Below are 16,542 nucleotides of genomic sequence, written 5' to 3'. Positions count from 1 at the left end.
TCTCGACTTTCACGCGCCTTTCGTGACCGGACCGTGGCATCGCCACGCTGCGAATGGCCGCGAAACGCCTGTTTGCGCCTTATGAAGCCTGCCCAGCGCAGGCTTCTTTTTTTGCCGCTCGTTCGAAGCTGGCCGCGCGTTCAGCCGACCGGCCGCACGCCAATCAGGATGCCATGGAGCCAGAACGCGAACACGGCCCAGACCACGAGGCCGATCACGACGACGAGCCCGTCGCGCGATGCCTGCCCCGGCGGATAGACGACGCCGGCTTCGCGATCGCGCTGGTTCTCCTTTCGCAATTCGATGAGCGCCCAGACGAGAAAGACCCCAAACAGAATGATGTCGTTGAGCGTGCCGTTGGCGAGCAGATGCGCGAACGCCCACAGCGCGACGCCGCTCACGAAGGGCTGCCCGAGCGCGCGCTTGATGTGGTTGCCCGGCACATAGGCCGCCACGATCATGATGAAGGCGATAGCGGTGAGGAGCGCGGTGACGTGTGCGGTCCAGAAAGGCGGCAGCCAGATCGGCACCGGGTAGCGGCGGGAATGGCCGTAGCCATAGACGATGAGCACGAAGCCCGCGATCGAGAGCGCCGCGAATGCGCCCCGCCAGGCACGGGGGCCGAAGCGTTCGATCTGCGCGGCGCGCCACGGGCCCGCCACGATGCGAATCGAATGAACGCCGATGAAAATCGCGAGGCCCAGCACGAGTATCGCCATGACAACCTCCTTGCCGCAGCAAGAACGCAATGGGCGAGATTGTCGCGCAGCTTGATCGCGCGGCCAACCGGCGTTTTCAAAAAAGCTGATCAATTCGCGACGCACATAAGCCGCCAATTGCCAACGAAAACGTCAAAAAAGGCAATGCGTAAATCATTGCACTGCAAAAACGGCACGGTGATTACGACGCGCGGTTAATACCCGGCCCGCGCCGAAAGCGATTTTAAAACTATGCTGAATAATACTGGACGCCGCGCCGATGCGCGGGCTTCGCGGCTTGCGCCGGGGAACGCGCCGGGAACAGTAAGGCAGCCGAACGGCAACGCCAGCGCGCTTTTACGCGCCCACGCGGCCCATCACGGCTAGACGCGAAAATGCTCGATATCCTGTCCCGCGTGCTTATAGCGCAACAGCCAGGACGGCATGTCACCCTCGCCATTCCACGTGTTCCCGTATGCGTCGCGGTACTTCGGTATTTTTTCGCTTTCGGCAATGGACGCTTCAAGCTCTTCGAGCGTAATACCGTACTCTTCCATGCGGCGTCGAATCCACACGATGAGCCGTTCGCGCGCCTCTCCATCGAGGTCGAACATCGATTAATTCCTCTCGCTTCGTCAAGGGCAGGCGCCGATACGACGATCGGCATCGAATCGTCTTCCCTGAAAAGACAAAGGCTTCGCGGACTTGTTGCGAAGCCTTGCTGCACTGATGAGGTGACCCGGATGTGGAACCCGTGGCCGGTTCGGAGGGGATCTGTGGTCCGCGGCTCCGCTCGCCAGAATGCGCCGCTACAGGTGAGCGAACGTTTGCTGCAAGCGGAACCGATGATACCTTGCGCGCGCGGCACAGATCAAGCGGTTTCAAGGCGGAGCGGGCGTTTGCGGCCCGCTCCGCGCAATCAGCACAATCGGCGCAATCGGCGCAATCAGCGCGAACCCGTCGAATTCGCAGCCAGCCGATCCGTCGCCGGTTTCCGGTCAGCCACGTGCGCGCCGCCCTGGCCGCGTGCGAGCACCGGCGCGAGCGCTGCGCCGGTATGACTCGCCGCCACCTTTGCGAGCGCTTCGGGATCGGCGGCGTCGACGATCGTGCCGCCGCCGACGCCGCCTTCGGGGCCGAGATCGATGATCCAGTCGGCTTCGGCGATCACGTCGAGGTCGTGCTCGATCACGACGACGCTGTGCCCCGCATCGGCCAGCCGGTGCAGCACGCTGATGAGGCGCGCCACGTCGGCCATGTGCAAGCCGACGGTGGGCTCGTCGAGCACGTAGAGCGTGTGCGGCGCCTTCTGGCCCCGCCGCGTGACGTCGTCGCGCACCTTGGAAAGCTCGGTCACGAGTTTGATGCGCTGCGCTTCGCCGCCCGATAGCGTGGGCGAAGGCTGGCCCAGCGTGAGATAGCCGAGGCCCACGTCCTTCATGAGTTGCAGAGGATGGGAAATGCTCGTGATCGACCCGAAGAACTCCACCGCCTCGTCGATCTCCATCGTCAGCACTTCGCCGATATTGCGGCCACGCCACGTCACGGCCAGCGTTTCCGGATTGAAGCGTTGACCGTGACACACGTCGCACGGCACCTTCACGTCAGGCAGGAAGCTCATGCCGATGGTGCGCACGCCCTGCCCTTCGCACGCGGGGCAGCGGCCGTCGCCGGTGTTGAACGAGAAGCGCGAGGCGCTGTAGCCGCGGGCGCGCGCCTCGAGCGTGTCCGCAAAGAGCCGGCGTATCGCATCCCACACGCCGATATAGGTCGCGGGACAGGAACGCGGCGTTTTTCCGATCGGCGTCTGGTCGACTTCGAGCACGCGGTCGATGCTTTCCCATCCGCTGATCGAATCGCAGCCCTGCCACACATGCGAGACCTGGAGCTTCGGCTTCGCACTCGTGCGCGCAAGCACGCTCGAACGGCGCTCGGCCGCGCTCGGCGCGCGCTCCTTGACGGCCTTGCGCGCCCGGCGCTCGGCCGGCGACGAAAGCACCGAGCGCCCCACCGCGTCGAGCAGATTGGACAGCAGCACGTCGCGCGCGAGCGTGGACTTGCCCGAGCCGCTCACGCCCGTGATCGCCACGAGGCGTCCGAGGGGAATCTGGGCGGTCACGTTGCGCAGGTTGTGCAGCTTGCCGCCATGCACGGTGAGCCATTGGCCCGGCACCGCCTCGCGGCCCGCGCGCGCGGGCCGCACTTCGCGGCGCGGCTGCAGCGGGTGCTGGATCGGATGCGCGAGATAGCGGCCCGTGAGCGAATCGGCCTGCGCCGCGAGATCGGCCACGCTGCCCTGCGCGACCACGCGGCCGCCCCGCTTGCCCGCGCTCGGACCGATATCGATGATGTGATCGGCGCGCCGGATCGTGTCCTCGTCGTGCTCGACCACGACGAGCGTGTTGCCCTTGTCGCCCAGGCTGCGCAGCGCGTCGAGCAGGATCTGGTTGTCGCGCGGATGCAGGCCGATGGTCGGCTCGTCGAGCACGTAGCACACGCCCTGCAGATTGCTGCCCAGTTGTGCGGCGAGGCGAATGCGCTGCGCCTCGCCGCCCGAAAGACTCGGCGCGGCGCGATCGAGGCTCAGATAGCCGAGCCCGACTTCCTCGAGGAACTGCAGACGGCTGCGGATCTCGCTCACCACGTCGCGCGCGATCTGCGCATCGCGGCCGTTGAGCTTCAGCGCGTCGATCCAGCGGCGCGTATCCGCCACGGTCCACTGGGCGACGTCGACAATCGGATGCGCGTCGAACGTCACGGCGCGCGCGACCGGATTCAGGCGCGTGCCGCCGCAATCATGGCATGGCTCGTCGGCAAGGCCTTCGGGCTCCTGCTCTTCCGAAGGCAAGGTTTGCTCGCGGCCGCGGCCGTCCTCGGCGACGATCGTGTCGTCGTAGGCGGCGCGCTGTTCGCGCGTGAGCGCAAGGCCCGTTCCCACGCAGGTCGTGCACCAGCCATGCTTGCTGTTGTACGAGAAGAGGCGCGGATCCAGTTCGGGGTAGCTCGTGCCGCAAACCGGGCACGCGCGCCGCGTGGACAGCACCTTCACGGTGCCGATGCGCGAAGTCGATCCGCCATTGCCGAGCGCATGATCGAGGCCATCGAGCGGCGCGAGCAAATGCACGATGCCCTTGCCCGCTTCGAGCGTCGCGTCGAGCATCGCGCGCAATTGCGCCTCGTTTTCCGGCTCGATCACGAGATCGCCCACGGGCAGCTCGATCGTGTGCTCGCGGAAGCGGTCGAGCTTGGGCCACGGCGCAACGCTCACGAATTCCCCGTCCACGCGCAGATGCGTATTGCCACGTGCCTTCGCCCACTTGGCAAGATCGGTGTACACGCCCTTGCGATTGACGACGAGCGGCGCGAGCAGGCCGACATGCTGCCCCCGATGCTCGCGCAGAAGCTGGGCAACGATCACATCGACGCTCTGCGAGGTGACCGGCGTGCCATCGTGCACGCAGTGCTGCACCCCGAGCTTCACATAGAGCAGGCGCAGGAAGTGCCACACCTCGGAGGTCGTGGCGACCGTGCTCTTGCGTCCGCCGCGCGAAAGGCGCTGCTCGATCGCGACGGTCGGCGGAATGCCGTACACGGCATCGACTTCGGGGCGGCCCGCGGGCTGCACGATCGAGCGCGCGTACGCGTTGAGCGACTCGAGGTAGCGCCGCTGCCCTTCGTGAAAGAGGATGTCGAAGGCCAGCGTGGACTTGCCCGAGCCCGACACGCCGGTGATGACGTTGAAGCGCCCGTGCGGAATATCGACGTCGAGCGACTTGAGGTTGTGCTCGCGCGCATTCACGATGCGCACGACATCCTCGCCCTGGACTTCGCGGCGCGACTGCGCGGCGCGCAACGCGGTTTGCAGTGCCACGCCCTCTTCTTCGGCCAGCAGCTCGACGCCGCTGCCCAGCGCCGCTTCGTAGCGCTCGAGCGCCGCACCCGTGTGCGAGCGTGGGCACGCGATCACGTCTTCGGGCGTGCCGACGCACACCACTTCGCCGCCCGCGTCGCCGCCTTCGGGGCCGAGGTCGATCAGCCAGTCGGCCGCGCGGATCACGTCGAGGTTGTGCTCGATCACGAGCAGCGAATGACCGCCCGCGAGCAGCTTGCCGAACGCGCGCATCAGCTTGGCGATGTCGTCGAAATGCAGACCCGTGGTCGGCTCGTCGAACATGAAGAGACGGCCGCCCGCCTCCTTGCCGCGCGACTGCGTGGTTTCCGCGAGATAGCCCGCGAGCTTGAGACGCTGCGCCTCGCCGCCCGAGAGCGTCGGCACCGGCTGGCCGAGCTTCACGTATTCGAGACCCACGTCCACGATAGGCTGCAGCACGCGCAATACTTCGGCATCCTCAGCGAAGCACTGCACCGCCTCGCTCACCGTGAGATCGAGCACGTCCGCCACCGAAAGCGCGCGGCCGCCGCGCTCGATCTTCACTTCGAGCACTTCCGCGCGATAACGGCTGCCGTCGCAATCGGGGCAGCGCAGATACACGTCGCTCAAAAACTGCATTTCGATGTGCTCGAAGCCCGAGCCGCCGCACGTCGGGCAACGCCCTTCGCCCGAGTTGAAGCTGAACATGCCCGCGGCATAGCCGCGCTGCTTCGCGAGCGTCGCCTTCGCGAACAGCTTGCGGATCTCGTCGAACGCGCCGACATAGCTCGCGGGATTCGAGCGCGCCGTCTTGCCGATCGGCGACTGGTCGACGAACACGGCGTCGCTGATCAGCTCGGCGCCGCTCAGCTTGCGGAACACCCCCGGCGCTTCCGTGGCCTTGCCGAGATGACGCGCGAGCGCCGGATAAAGCACGTCCTGCACGAGCGTCGACTTGCCCGAACCCGATACACCCGTCACGCAAACGAGGCGCTGCAATGGAATCTGCACGGTCACGTCGCGCAGGTTGTGCTCGCTCGCGCCTTCGAGCAGCAGGCTCGGCGTGGCTGCATCCACGGCGCGGCGCGCCCAGTGCGAGGCGTCGGCGACGGCGCGATGGCCGCCCAGGTATTCGCCCGTCAAGGTGCCCGAGGAACGGATGTCGTCGGGCGTGCCGTCGTAGACGATCGTGCCGCCGCGCTCGCCGGGACCGGGGCCCATGTCGATGAGACGATCGGCCGCCAGCATCACCGAAGGATCGTGCTCGACCACGACGAGCGTGTTGCCCGCGTCGCGCAGCCGCTGCATCGCCTCGACGATACGGTTGAGGTCGCGCGGATGCAGGCCGATGCTCGGCTCGTCGAGCACGAACAGCGTCTTGGTGAGCGAGGTACCGAGCGCCGTGGTCAGGTTGATGCGCTGCACTTCGCCGCCCGAGAGCGTGCGGCTCTGGCGGTCGAGCGTGAGGTAGCCGAGGCCCACGTCGCAGAGATACTTCAGGCGTGTGCGGACCTCCTCGAGCAGCAGCTTGAGCGCGTCGTCGAGCAATGCTGAGGATAGCGAAAGATGGTCGAAGAAACGGCGGATGCGCTCGATCGGTAAAAGCATGATGTCGTGCACGGTGAGGCCCGGCAGCGCTTCGAGCTGCGCGCGCGTCCAGTCCACGCCGTGCGGCTGGAAACGCGCGGATGGCGCGAGCACGTCGTCGGCGTTCTCCCGTGTGCCGAGACGCCATTGCAGGGACTCGGTCTTAAGGCGCGCGCCGCCGCACGTATCGCACGGCGTGTAGCTGCGGTATTTCGACAGCAGCACGCGAATGTGCATCTTGTAAGCCTTCGACTCCAGATACTGGAAAAAGCGCTTCACGCCGTACCACTGGGTTTGCCAACTGCCCTTCCAGTCGGGCGCGCCATTGATGACCCAGTCGCGTTGCGCCTGGGTCAGCTCCGACCACGCGGTATCGCGCGGAATGCCCGCCTTCGCGGCATAACGCATCAGGTCGTCCTGGCATTCTTTCCACGCGGGCGTTTGCAGCGGCTTGATCGCGCCGCCGCGCAGCGTCTTGCGCTCGTCCGGGATCACAAGTCCCCAGTCGACGCCGATCACGCGGCCAAAACCGCGGCACGCATCGCAGGCGCCGTACGCTGAATTGAACGAGAACATCGCGGGCTGCGGGTCGGCGTAGCGCAAGTCGCTATCGGGGCAATGGAGGCCGGTCGAGAATCGCCAGATCTGCGGCTCGGCTTGGTCATCCGCATCGCTCGCCGGCAGCACATAGACGTTCACTCGCCCGCTACCGCGCTTGAGCGAAGCCTCGATCGCCTCGATCGCGCGGCTTTTCTCCACGTTCTGCATGCGGAAACGGTCGGCGACCACGTCGAGCAGCTTGCGCGTGCCCTCGGCGGTCTTCACCTCGCGCTGGGCCTGCACGCGTGTGTATCCGCTCGCGGAAAGCCATTGCGCGACTTCTTCCTCGGTAGTCGTATCGGGCAGCTCGACCGGGAACGTGACCACGAGGCGCGGATCGCCAACCGCCGTGCGCGCCGTCAGCTCCGCGTAAATCGTCTCGGGCGTGTCGTGCCGCACGGGCTGCGCCGTGACACGGTCGAACAGGTTCGCGGCGCGCGCGTAAAGCAGCTTCAGGTGGTCATTGAGCTCGGTCATCGTGCCAACCGTGGAGCGCGAGCTGCGCACCGGATTGGTCTGGTCGATGGCGATGGCCGGGGGCACGCCGTCGACGCGATCGACCTGCGGCCGGTCCATGCGGTCGAGGAACTGGCGCGCGTAGGCGCTGAAGGTTTCGACGTAGCGGCGCTGGCCTTCGGCGTAAAGCGTGTCGAATACGAGGCTCGACTTGCCCGAGCCGGAAGGCCCGGTGACGACCGTCATTTCGCCGGTGTGGAGGTCGAGGTCGAGGTTCTTGAGGTTGTGCTGGCGGGCACCACGGATACGGATGGATCGGTTTTCGCTCACTTGCGCTGGCATTCCGGCTGGATCACACGCATGGGGCCGGACGGCGCGCGAGTGGCGGCGCGGCCCGGCAGCTTGCAGCGGGGCGCGCGCGGAAACACCGGCGCGCAGCCCTGGCTGTCAGGCAGAGATTCTACTGTATATTTATACAGCACGCTGAAGGCGTGCCGGGCACCGCGTCGCCGCCTGCTATCGAAATATTTGGGCGAATTTACGCGCCAGGTCGCGATTGCGAGGCCACCCGCCACATGCCTTCGTACGCCGACTCGACACCGCGTGCAAAACGCTCGCCGTCCATGAGCGGCGACTGCGCCATGCGCTCGCGCAGCGTCGCGCGCAGCATGGCGAGGCGCGGCAGGTCGGTCGCGAGACTCACGGCCGCCTCCACGAATGCCTCGTCGGAATCGGCTGCCAGATCGGTGAGGCCCAGGTTCGCGAGCTGGCTCAATCCCGCACGCCCCGCCACCGTCGGCCCGATGCGCGTGACGACGGGCACCCCCATCCAGAACGCGTCGAGCGACGTGGTATGGCCGTTGTAGGGCAACGTATCGAGACTCAGATCGAACTCGTGATAGCTGCGCAAATAAGCGTCGCGCGGCCTGAATGGCAGGAAACGCACGCGCGACGGATCGATTCCGGCATGCGCGAGGCGCTGCGCGAGACGGCGCTGCGCGCCGCCTTCGGCTGCCATGAACACGAGGCGCGCCGTAGGCAGACGGGCGAATACGCGTGCCCATAGCCGCAACGTCGTATCCGTGAGCTTGCAGGGGTTGTTGAGACTGCCAAGCGTGACGTACCCTGCGCTCGATGCCGGCAGCGCGTTCATTTCGGGCTCCGAAGCAAGCGGATCATAGCACCAGAACGTGTGCGGCAGGCGCCACGAGCGCTCCGTGTAGTGACCGTCGTGGCCGGGCGGGTCGAGCCAGGGGTCGGTGAGCCGCCAGTCGATCGCCCCGATCCCGGTCGTGCCTGGATACGCGAGCCAGGCGACCTGCACCGGCGCCGGCTTGCGAGCGAACAGCAACGGCCGGCCATCGGACATGTGCATCGTGAGATCGACGAGGATGTCGATACCGTCCGCGCGGATCGTGTCCGCCAGCGCCGCGTCGCTCAGGCCGCGGACTTCGTGCCAGTTTTCGACGTCTGAAGCCAGACGCGCGGTCGTCGCGTCGGGCCTCACGACGCTCGAATACGCATGAATCTCGAAGCGAGTGCGGTCATGATGCGCGAGCAGCGGCGTCATGAACAATGCCTGGCAATGCTCACGAAAATCGGCCGATACATAGCCGATGCGCAGTCGCCTTCCTTCCGCGGGTTCGGCATCGTCGTGCGTGCGCGCCGGGCCCAAGGGCGCTTCATGTTGCGCCGACCAACGTCGCGCCTCGTCGAGAATCGCCTTCGGATCGGCAGCCTGGAACGACAGGGCGTACAGGAGGTTGCTGTGCGCGGTCAGATTGCCTGGCTCGATCATCACGGCCCGGCGGAAACACTCGATGCCCTCGTCCAGATCCCCGCAGTCCTTGAGCACGTTGCCGAGGTTATTGAGCGTGGCCGAACGTGACGGATCGAGATCGAGCGCCTGGCGCAGCAGCGCCTGCGCTTCGTCGAGCCGGCCTCGCGCGCGCATCAGGTTCGCTGCGTTGTTGTACGGATCGACGAAACCCGGACGAACGCGAATGGCCGTTTCGTACGCTTCGTGTGCGGCCCGATGCTCGCCGAGATCGCGGCAGACGTTGCCCAGATTGTTTGCCGCTTCCGCAAGCGCAGGATCGAGCGCGAGCGCACGGCGATATTGCGCTTGCGCTTCGGGCAGCTGGCCGCGCGCCTGAAGCGCGACACCGTAGTTATAAGCAGCATGCGCGACGTGCGGTTCGAGCGCGACTGCGCGTTCGAGCAAGGACAGCGCCTCATCGAGGTGACCCAGGCGCGTCAGCAGCACGCCCACGTTGATCATCGCGACCGCCGTGTCCGGCGCCGCCGCCAACGCGGCGCGCAAATGCGCGAGCGCCTCTTCGTCGTGCCCTTGCTCCTGAAGCAACGTGCCGAGGTTCGTCAACGCGTTGGCGTCGCCGGGTCGGATGGCGAGCGCGCGGCGATATGCCGCCTCGCCCTCGCCGGATTCGCCCAGCAGGCGAAGACAATTGCCGAGGTTGTTCCAGACATCGGCGCGGTTCGCATCGGACTGCAGCGCCGCTCGCCACGCGTCGGCGGCTTGCGCCAGCGCACCGTGCGCCTGCAATGCCGCAGCAAGGCCGCACCGGAAATCGACGGACGTCGCCTCTTCCGCGAGCAGACCGCGGTAGACCGCTGCCGCTTCGGCATGGCGTCCCGCCATCGCATAGGCCTGAGCCAGCGCTTCGCGGTAGCGCCGCTGCCCTGGGTCGACGGCTAGCGCACGCTCCAGCCAGCCGGTCGCGTCGGCGGGCGCGCCCTCCTGCAACCCGATCACGCCGAGACGAAACATCGCGCCCGCGTGCGCGGCATCGACAGCAAGCAGTTCGGCGTACAACTGACGCGCGCGCGCGAGGTCGCCGGCGAAATGACTTTCGCTTGCGCGATCGAAGAGGGAATCGTTCTGCATCGGGTTGACTGAATTGGGGCAGCGGCACGGTTGCCGCCCCTCGTCCGATATTAACGGCAGATTCGTTCGAAAACTTTTCCCTCTTATTTCCCCAGTCACCCAACACTTGCGCACGCTCATCGCACGTGCACGCCCTTTCGCTCAAACTTTCAAGTTGAACGCGGACGCCCGGCGACACCGCGATGCCCTTCGCATCCGGCCGCGCGCCGCCATTCAGGAGCACGACGATGAGCAAGACGATGCAAGCTGCGGTAGTCCGCGCGTTTGGCAAACCCCTCGTCCTCGAGGAAGTGGACGTTCCAACCCCGGGTCCGGGCGAGCTGCTGGTGAAGATCGAAGCATGCGGCGTCTGCCACACGGACCTGCATGCGGCGCATGGGGACTGGCCCGTCAAGCCCCAGCCGCCGTTCATTCCTGGCCATGAGGGCGTGGGCTACGTCGTGGGCGTGGGCGCGGGCGTCACGCATGTGAAGGAAGGCGACCGTGTGGGCATTCCGTGGCTCTATTCCGCCTGCGGCCATTGCGAGCATTGCCTGGGGGGCTGGGAAACGCTTTGCGAGCAGCAGAAGAACACCGGCTATTCAGTGAACGGGGGCTTCGCGCAATACGCAAAAGCCGACGCGAACTACGTGGGCCGCCTGCCGAAGTCGATCGACTTCATCGAGATCGCACCGGTGCTTTGCGCAGGCGTGACGGTCTACAAGGGCCTGAAGGTCACCGACACGCGCCCCGGCAACTGGGTCGTGATTTCCGGCGTGGGCGGCCTCGGTCACATGGCCGTGCAATACGCGCGCGCGATGGGGCTCAACGTCGCGGCCGTCGATGTCGACGATACGAAACTCGAACTCGCGAAACGTCTCGGCGCGACCGTGACCGTCAACGCGAAAACGACCGACCCCGCTGCGTATCTGAAGAAGGAAATCGGCGGCGCGCACGGCGTGCTGGTCACCGCGGTTTCGCCAATCGCGTTTTCGCAGGCGCTCGGCATGGTGCGCCGGGGCGGCACGGTGTCGCTCAACGGCCTGCCGCCCGGCGACTTCCCCCTGCCGATCTTCGACATGGTGCTGGGCGGCGTGACGGTGCGCGGCTCGATCGTCGGCACGCGGCTGGATCTCGAAGAGTCGCTGATGTTCGCCGAGGAAGGCAAGGTCAAGGCGACCGTCTCCACCGACAAGCTGGAAAACATCAACGACGTGTTCTCGCGCATGGAGCGCGGCGCGATCGAAGGCCGCGTCGTGCTGGATATGGCTGGTTGAGCGGTGCGTGGCGCTTGAGCAACAGGCGCCGGACGCCGCTGCCTGGCGACGTCCGGCGCGAGCTTGCCAACGCGACAAGCACGGCAACGGCGCGCTTCAGCCCGCGACGTCCACGCCCGTCAGGATCTTGACCTCGGGCGGCTCCGTGACCCAGGCGCCGATCTTCGCGCGGTACGCGATGAAGTGCGCGCTTTCGCGGTGCGCCTGCACTGCGGCCTCGTCGAGATAGATCTCGTAGAGGTAGAAGCCCGGTGCGCCGTCGGCGCGGCGCAGCAGGTCGTAGCGCACATTGCCCGGCTCCTTGCGCGTCTGTACGACCATGTCGAGCATGAGCGCTTCGACGTCGGCGACATGCTCGGGCTTGGGCGTGATGCTCGCGAACAGATAAACGGTCATTAGAATTTCCTCGTCGTCAACGGTTTGGGGGGTCGGCAAACTTCAGCCAGGGTCAGCCGACCTTGTAGCGCTCGAGCCAGTGCGCGTATGGCGCGGGCAAGGTCCACGCGGCGCGCTCGACGCCGAGATCCTGCGCCGCGAAGTACGGCCAGTGCGGATTCGCGAGATGCGCGCGCCCGACCATCACGACGTCGAGCTGCTCCTTCGCCACCGAGCGTTCAGCCAGTTCGGGCGTGCCGATACCCCACGCCGACGAAACCGGCAGCCCGGCCGCGCGGCGCACCTTCTGCGCGATCGGCGCGAGGAACGCGGGCGCCCACGGAATCTGCGCGGCGGGCGTCGAGAAACCGACGCTGACGCCCAGCATGTTCAGCCCTTCGCGCTTGAAGCCCTTGGCGAGTTCGATCGACTCGGCGAGCGTCTCCTCGTCGCGGCCGTCGTACTCGATCACACCAAAGCGCGCGGTCAGCGGCAAGTGCTCCGGCCAGACCTTGCGCACCGCGGCCAGCGTTTCCAGCAGGAAACGGCTGCGGTTCTCGAGGCTGCCGCCATAGACGTCGTCGCGCTGGTTCGAATGCGTCGAGAAAAAGCTCTGGCCGAGATAGCCGTGCGCGAAATGCAGCTCGAGCCATTCGAAGCCCGCTTCGAGCGCGCGCTTCGCCGCGGCCACGAAGTCCTCGCGTACGCGCGCGATGTCGTCGAGCGTCATCGCCCTGGGCACCTTCGGCAGATGCGCGCCGAACGCAATCGCCGATGGCGCGATGGTCTGCCAGCCGCGCGCGTCACTATCGGCAATGTGGTCGTCCCCTTCCCACGGACGGTTCGCGCTAGCCTTGCGACCCGCGTGCGCAATCTGGATGCCGGGCACCGCGCCCGCCGCCTTGATCGCCGCGACGGTGGGCTTGAACGCCTCGGTCTGCGTGTCGTTCCACAGGCCCGCGCAAGCCGGCGTGATGCGCCCTTCGGGCGAAACCGCCGTCGCCTCGACGATCACGAGACCCGCGCCGCCGCGCGCGATCTGCGCGTAGTGGACGTGGTGCCAGTCGTTGATCACGCCGTCGACGGCCATGTACTGGCACATCGGCGGCACGGCGATGCGGTTGCGCAGGGACACGCCCTTGAGCTTGAACGGTTCGAGCAGTGCGGACATCTACGACTCCTTTCTGGGCACAGGTCGCGCCTCGCGCGGCGCCTGCGCCGGTTGGCAAAAACGGGATTTCCTTGCGGCAACACGCAGCCGGGCAGCCGCTGCGAGCGGCGCTCGCAGCGTTGCCTGAAGGAAAAGGAAACAGGGAGAGACGTTCGCGGCGCGCCCGGCAGCGAAGCGCGCGAACGCGAACGATCAGGCGCGCTCAGGCACGACGAAGCGCCGCGAGCAAGGCCTCGGCAACCGGCTCGGACGACGCCGGGTTCTGCCCCGTGATGAGCAGGCCTGCGGTCGCAACGTGCGGCTGCCAGTCGGCGGCCTTCGAGTACTGGCCGCCGTTGGCTTTCAGCATGTCCTCGACGAGGAACGGCACGACGTCGGTCAACTGCACGGCCGCCTCTTCGTCGTTCGAAAAACCGGTGACCGACTTGCCGGCCACGAGCGGCTTGCCGTCCGCGCCCTTCACATGACGCAGCACGCCGGGCGCGTGACAGACCGCGGCGACGGGCTTGCCTGCGGCGATCGTCTTTTCGATCAATGCGATCGACACGGGATCTTCGGCGAGATCCCAGAGCGGGCCATGGCCGCCCGGATAGAACACGGCGTCGAACGCGCTCGCATCGACATCGGCGAGCCGTTTCGTATTGGCAAGCGCCGCTTGCGCCTCGGTGTCGGAGGCGAAACGCCGCGTCGCATCGGTCTGCGCGGAAGGATCGCTGCTCTTCGGGTCGAGCGGCGGCTGGCCGCCTTTGGGCGAAGCGAGCGTCAGCGCCACACCGGCGTCGCGCAGCGCGTAGTACGGCGCGGCGAACTCCTCGAGCCAGAAGCCCGTCTTCTTGCCCGTATTGCCGAGGTCCTCGTGCGAGGTCAAAACGATCAGTACCTTCATCGGCATTCCTTTATCGGTAAGGTTTGGACGCTTGCGCGTCCCTTGGGAACCAGCCTCATTGGCATGATCTGTATGCGCTATTAGACCGGTCGTCTAGATCATCGGCACAATGCGCGACAATCGCGCGCGGTTCACGCGCCGCGCCCGCCGCTGCTTTGCGTTCGATTAGTTGCCTGGAGGCAGGTTCAACAGGATTCGCGTGGTCGCCATGGCCGCATCGAGCGGCTTGCGGTCGCGGTGAATTTTTTCGAGCAGCGTCGCGCCCAGCCACAGTTCGTAGAGCGTCACCGCCATCGTCGCGGCGTCGTTCACGGTGACGAGCGAGCCGTCCGCGCGCCCTGCTTCGATGCACGCGGCAATGCGCGAGATCGTCGCGTCCGTGCCGAGTCGCAGCGCCTCGCGCATCGCCTCGGAAAGGTCGCTCACCTCGGCGCCCAGCTTCACCGCGAGACACTTGCCTACGGGATCGTCGGCGCACTGGATCATGCGCCAGTCGTCCCAGTAGCGCATCAGCTTCTCGGCCGCCGTGCCGGGCTGCCGCACGAGCAGATCGTCGAGGCGCTCCGCATATTCGGCGAAATACGACGTCAGCAACGCTTCGCCGAACGCCTCTTTCGAGCCGAAATAGTGATAGAACGAACCCTTGGGCACACCGGCGGCCGCCAGGATCTCATTGAGACCGACTGCGGAAAAGCCCTTGCCCAGCAAGATGGGCATGGCGGTATCGAGGATGTGTTGCCGCACTTCGACGGCTGCCGCTGCATTCATGAGACGGCATGTTACAGAGGAATTAGACCAGTCGTCTAGTAATCTCCGATGCTGAGTAGTGGCATTGCAGTCCGCCCCCAATCACGGCAACCATCTGCGAGAGGCAACCCATGACGTCACGCACCCTGCTCTGTTACGGGGATTCCAATACGCACGGCACGAAGCCGGTCACCGTGCCCGGCGTGTCCGAGCGATTCGGCCCTGCCGACCGCTGGCCAGGCGTGCTGCGCGAGGCACTCGGGCCGGGCTGGACGATCATCGAGGAAGGCCTGCCCGCGCGCACCACGGTTCACGACGATCCCATCGAAGGCCGGCACAAGAACGGGCACGCCTACCTGCGTCCTTGCCTCGAAAGCCAGTTGCCGGTGGACGTGGTCGCGCTGATGCTCGGCACCAACGACCTCAAGATGCGCTTTTCCGTCACGCCGGCCGACATCGCGAACTCGGTCGACGTGCTGCTCGAAACGCTCGTCGCGTGCCGTGCGGGTCCGGGCGGCGCGACGCCGCACGTCCTGCTGATGTCGCCGGTGCCGATCGAAGAGATCGGTTTCCTCGGCGAGATCTTCACGGGCGGCACAGTGAAATCGCGCCTGCTCGCCCCGCTCTACGAGCGCGTGGCTGTGAAGTACGGCTCGGCGTTTCTCGATGCCGGCGAGTTCGCGACGGTCAGCCCCACCGACGGCATTCACTACGAAGCCTCACAACACCATCGGCTCGGCAAGGCCGTCGCGGAAGTCGTGCGCCAGCGCTTCGGCGCTTAGACGCGCAAGCAGGCACAAAAAGAAAAAACGCCGCCGGCCCGAATTGCCTGGGCGGCGTTAATGAGCAACTGTCTTACCAGTCAAGCCGTGTGGATGGATTCATCCCACGGCTTTCCTGTTTTTGCGATGGCGTTGAGGATAGTCAGCAGCTTTCTCATGCAGGCAACCAGAACAACCTTGTTCGGCTTGCCGGTGGCGACGAGCCGATGATAGAAGGCCCCAATTACCGGGTTGAAGCGTACGGCCGCTAAAGTCGCCATGTACAACATGCGCCTGACAGCGGCACGTCCGCCGAAGATCATTCGTTTGCCGCGAAACGCTCCCGAGTCGCGGTTGAAGGGCGCTACCCCGATCAGCGCACTGACCTCACGCCGCGTCAGCTTGCCGAGTTCTGGCACGTCGGCGATCAGCGTGGCGACGGTAGCGGGTCCTACTCCGCGAACACTGGATAGCAGTTCGACCAGGCCGGTGTGATGCGCCTTGACGTGCTTCGCCAGGGCAGCTTCAACAGCCTTGAGCTGACTTTGAAGAACCTCAATGACGGCGGTTAGACTCCCGCGCACGGCTTCGTGGCTGATTCCAAGTCGTTGTCGCTCTGACGTCAACAATGTGACGATCTGACGACGACGGGCAACGAGGGCTTGAAGCTCCTGCTGCAGCGGCGAAGGCAGGATTTTGACTATCTTGTCCCTGTCGCTTCGCTGCGCAAGCACCTGGGCAAGCTGAGCCAGAGCACGCGCGTCAATCCGGTCGGTTTTCGCGAGATTTCCCATTGCCTTTGCGAAGTCGCGGGCTTGCCGGGGATTCACGATAGCAACTGCGTAGCCGGCGCTTTGCAACGCACAACCAGCCGCCACCTCGTAGCTTCCTGTGGCTGTGGCTTCCAGTACCACAAGATCAACCTGGCATTCAGCAAGGGCGGTGAGCAGCTCTTCGTGGCCTGCTGGCGTGTTGGGATAGGTCGTGACGCTTCCTGCAACTCCGAAGGCGACATCAAGGGTGGCTTTTGCCACATCAATTCCGACAGCGATTTTTTCAGACATGGTTCCCCGGATCCCATTCTTGTGAATGCGAATTTGAATTCAAGCAACTGTTCGGGCTTATCGAAGAACGGTAGCGGTCATGCGCCGAATGCTCATTAACGGGCTTTCAGGCCCATGATGGTTATCAGGCTGCATGACCGCCGTCCGTGAGCAGAAAGATAC

11 protein-coding genes are annotated in these 16,542 nt (G+C 65.7%); 2 read left to right on the top strand and 9 right to left on the bottom strand.

Going from position 1 to position 16,542, the window contains the following annotated elements; all coding sequences use genetic code 11:
* Nucleotides 1-140: 140 nt before the first annotated feature.
* The 4 genes from BMI01S_RS25725 to BMI01S_RS25710 form a co-directional block, all read right to left on the bottom strand.
* The gene (locus BMI01S_RS25725) at nt 141-719 is read right to left on the bottom strand and encodes an NnrU family protein (RefSeq protein ID WP_028210992.1); all 579 of its coding nucleotides are present in this window, start codon (nt 717-719) and stop codon (nt 141-143) included.
* A 362-nt stretch (nt 720-1,081) separates the two neighbouring features.
* A complete protein-coding gene (locus tag BMI01S_RS25720; RefSeq protein ID WP_028210991.1) occupies nt 1,082-1,312 on the bottom strand; it encodes an H-NS histone family protein in 231 nt (76 codons plus the stop codon).
* 332 nt (nt 1,313-1,644) lie between these two features.
* Nucleotides 1,645-7,542, bottom strand: a complete 5,898-nt coding sequence (uvrA, locus tag BMI01S_RS25715) for an excinuclease ABC subunit UvrA (protein ID WP_081723510.1) — start codon at nt 7,540-7,542, stop codon at nt 1,645-1,647.
* 208 nt (nt 7,543-7,750) lie between these two features.
* Entirely contained in the window at nt 7,751-10,120 is a 2,370-nt protein-coding gene (locus BMI01S_RS25710) for a tetratricopeptide repeat protein (protein WP_028231961.1), read from the bottom strand.
* A gap of 227 nt (nt 10,121-10,347) precedes the next feature.
* Between BMI01S_RS25710 and adhP the strand changes: the two genes are divergently transcribed.
* Nucleotides 10,348-11,376 (top strand): alcohol dehydrogenase AdhP, encoded by a 1,029-nt coding sequence (gene adhP, locus BMI01S_RS25705; protein WP_028210989.1) that lies wholly within the window; start codon nt 10,348-10,350, stop codon nt 11,374-11,376.
* 96 nt (nt 11,377-11,472) lie between these two features.
* Here the strand turns inward: adhP and BMI01S_RS25700 are convergent, their stop codons facing one another.
* From BMI01S_RS25700 to BMI01S_RS25685, 4 genes are all read right to left on the bottom strand, one after another.
* A complete protein-coding gene (locus BMI01S_RS25700; protein ID WP_028210988.1) occupies nt 11,473-11,772 on the bottom strand; it encodes a putative quinol monooxygenase in 300 nt (99 codons plus the stop codon).
* A gap of 52 nt (nt 11,773-11,824) precedes the next feature.
* Nucleotides 11,825-12,922 carry an NADH:flavin oxidoreductase/NADH oxidase gene (locus BMI01S_RS25695; RefSeq protein ID WP_028231960.1) on the bottom strand — a complete coding sequence of 366 codons (1,098 nt, stop codon included), beginning with the start codon at nt 12,920-12,922 and terminating at the stop codon, nt 11,825-11,827.
* 202 nt (nt 12,923-13,124) lie between these two features.
* A complete protein-coding gene (locus BMI01S_RS25690) occupies nt 13,125-13,808 on the bottom strand; it encodes a type 1 glutamine amidotransferase domain-containing protein (protein ID WP_028231959.1) in 684 nt (227 codons plus the stop codon).
* 165 nt (nt 13,809-13,973) lie between these two features.
* Entirely contained in the window at nt 13,974-14,576 is a 603-nt protein-coding gene (locus BMI01S_RS25685) for a TetR/AcrR family transcriptional regulator (protein WP_028231958.1), read from the bottom strand.
* 110 nt (nt 14,577-14,686) lie between these two features.
* Here BMI01S_RS25685 and BMI01S_RS25680 point away from each other — a divergent pair, with 110 nt between their 5' ends.
* Nucleotides 14,687-15,337, top strand: coding sequence for an SGNH/GDSL hydrolase family protein (locus BMI01S_RS25680; protein ID WP_028231957.1), 651 nt, complete (start codon nt 14,687-14,689; stop codon nt 15,335-15,337).
* Nucleotides 15,338-15,417: 80 nt separating this feature from the next.
* Here the strand turns inward: BMI01S_RS25680 and BMI01S_RS25675 are convergent, their stop codons facing one another.
* Nucleotides 15,418-16,380, bottom strand: a complete 963-nt coding sequence (locus tag BMI01S_RS25675; RefSeq protein ID WP_028231956.1) for an IS110 family transposase — start codon at nt 16,378-16,380, stop codon at nt 15,418-15,420.
* Between the last annotated feature and the right edge of the window lie 162 nt (nt 16,381-16,542).

It is taken from the genome of Paraburkholderia mimosarum LMG 23256 = NBRC 106338 (genome assembly GCF_000739815.1).
In the GTDB taxonomy this organism is placed as follows: domain Bacteria; phylum Pseudomonadota; class Gammaproteobacteria; order Burkholderiales; family Burkholderiaceae; genus Paraburkholderia; species Paraburkholderia mimosarum.
This window is presented reverse-complemented; position numbering and strand designations above follow the sequence as displayed.

Excerpts from the sequence above, each read along its gene's own strand:
- BMI01S_RS25725 (WP_028210992.1), bottom strand. The coding sequence starts at position 719 with ATGGCGATACTCGTGCTGGGCCTCGCGATTTTCATCGGCGTTCATTCG.
- BMI01S_RS25720 (WP_028210991.1), bottom strand. The coding sequence starts at position 1,312 with ATGTTCGACCTCGATGGAGAGGCGCGCGAACGGCTCATCGTGTGGATT.
- BMI01S_RS25710 (WP_028231961.1), bottom strand. The coding sequence starts at position 10,120 with ATGCAGAACGATTCCCTCTTCGATCGCGCAAGCGAAAGTCATTTCGCC.
- adhP (WP_028210989.1), top strand. The coding sequence starts at position 10,348 with ATGAGCAAGACGATGCAAGCTGCGGTAGTCCGCGCGTTTGGCAAACCC.
- BMI01S_RS25700 (WP_028210988.1), bottom strand. The coding sequence starts at position 11,772 with ATGACCGTTTATCTGTTCGCGAGCATCACGCCCAAGCCCGAGCATGTC.
- BMI01S_RS25695 (WP_028231960.1), bottom strand. The coding sequence starts at position 12,922 with ATGTCCGCACTGCTCGAACCGTTCAAGCTCAAGGGCGTGTCCCTGCGC.
- BMI01S_RS25690 (WP_028231959.1), bottom strand. The coding sequence starts at position 13,808 with ATGAAGGTACTGATCGTTTTGACCTCGCACGAGGACCTCGGCAATACG.
- BMI01S_RS25685 (WP_028231958.1), bottom strand. The coding sequence starts at position 14,576 with ATGAATGCAGCGGCAGCCGTCGAAGTGCGGCAACACATCCTCGATACC.
- BMI01S_RS25680 (WP_028231957.1), top strand. The coding sequence starts at position 14,687 with ATGACGTCACGCACCCTGCTCTGTTACGGGGATTCCAATACGCACGGC.
- BMI01S_RS25675 (WP_028231956.1), bottom strand. The coding sequence starts at position 16,380 with ATGTCTGAAAAAATCGCTGTCGGAATTGATGTGGCAAAAGCCACCCTT.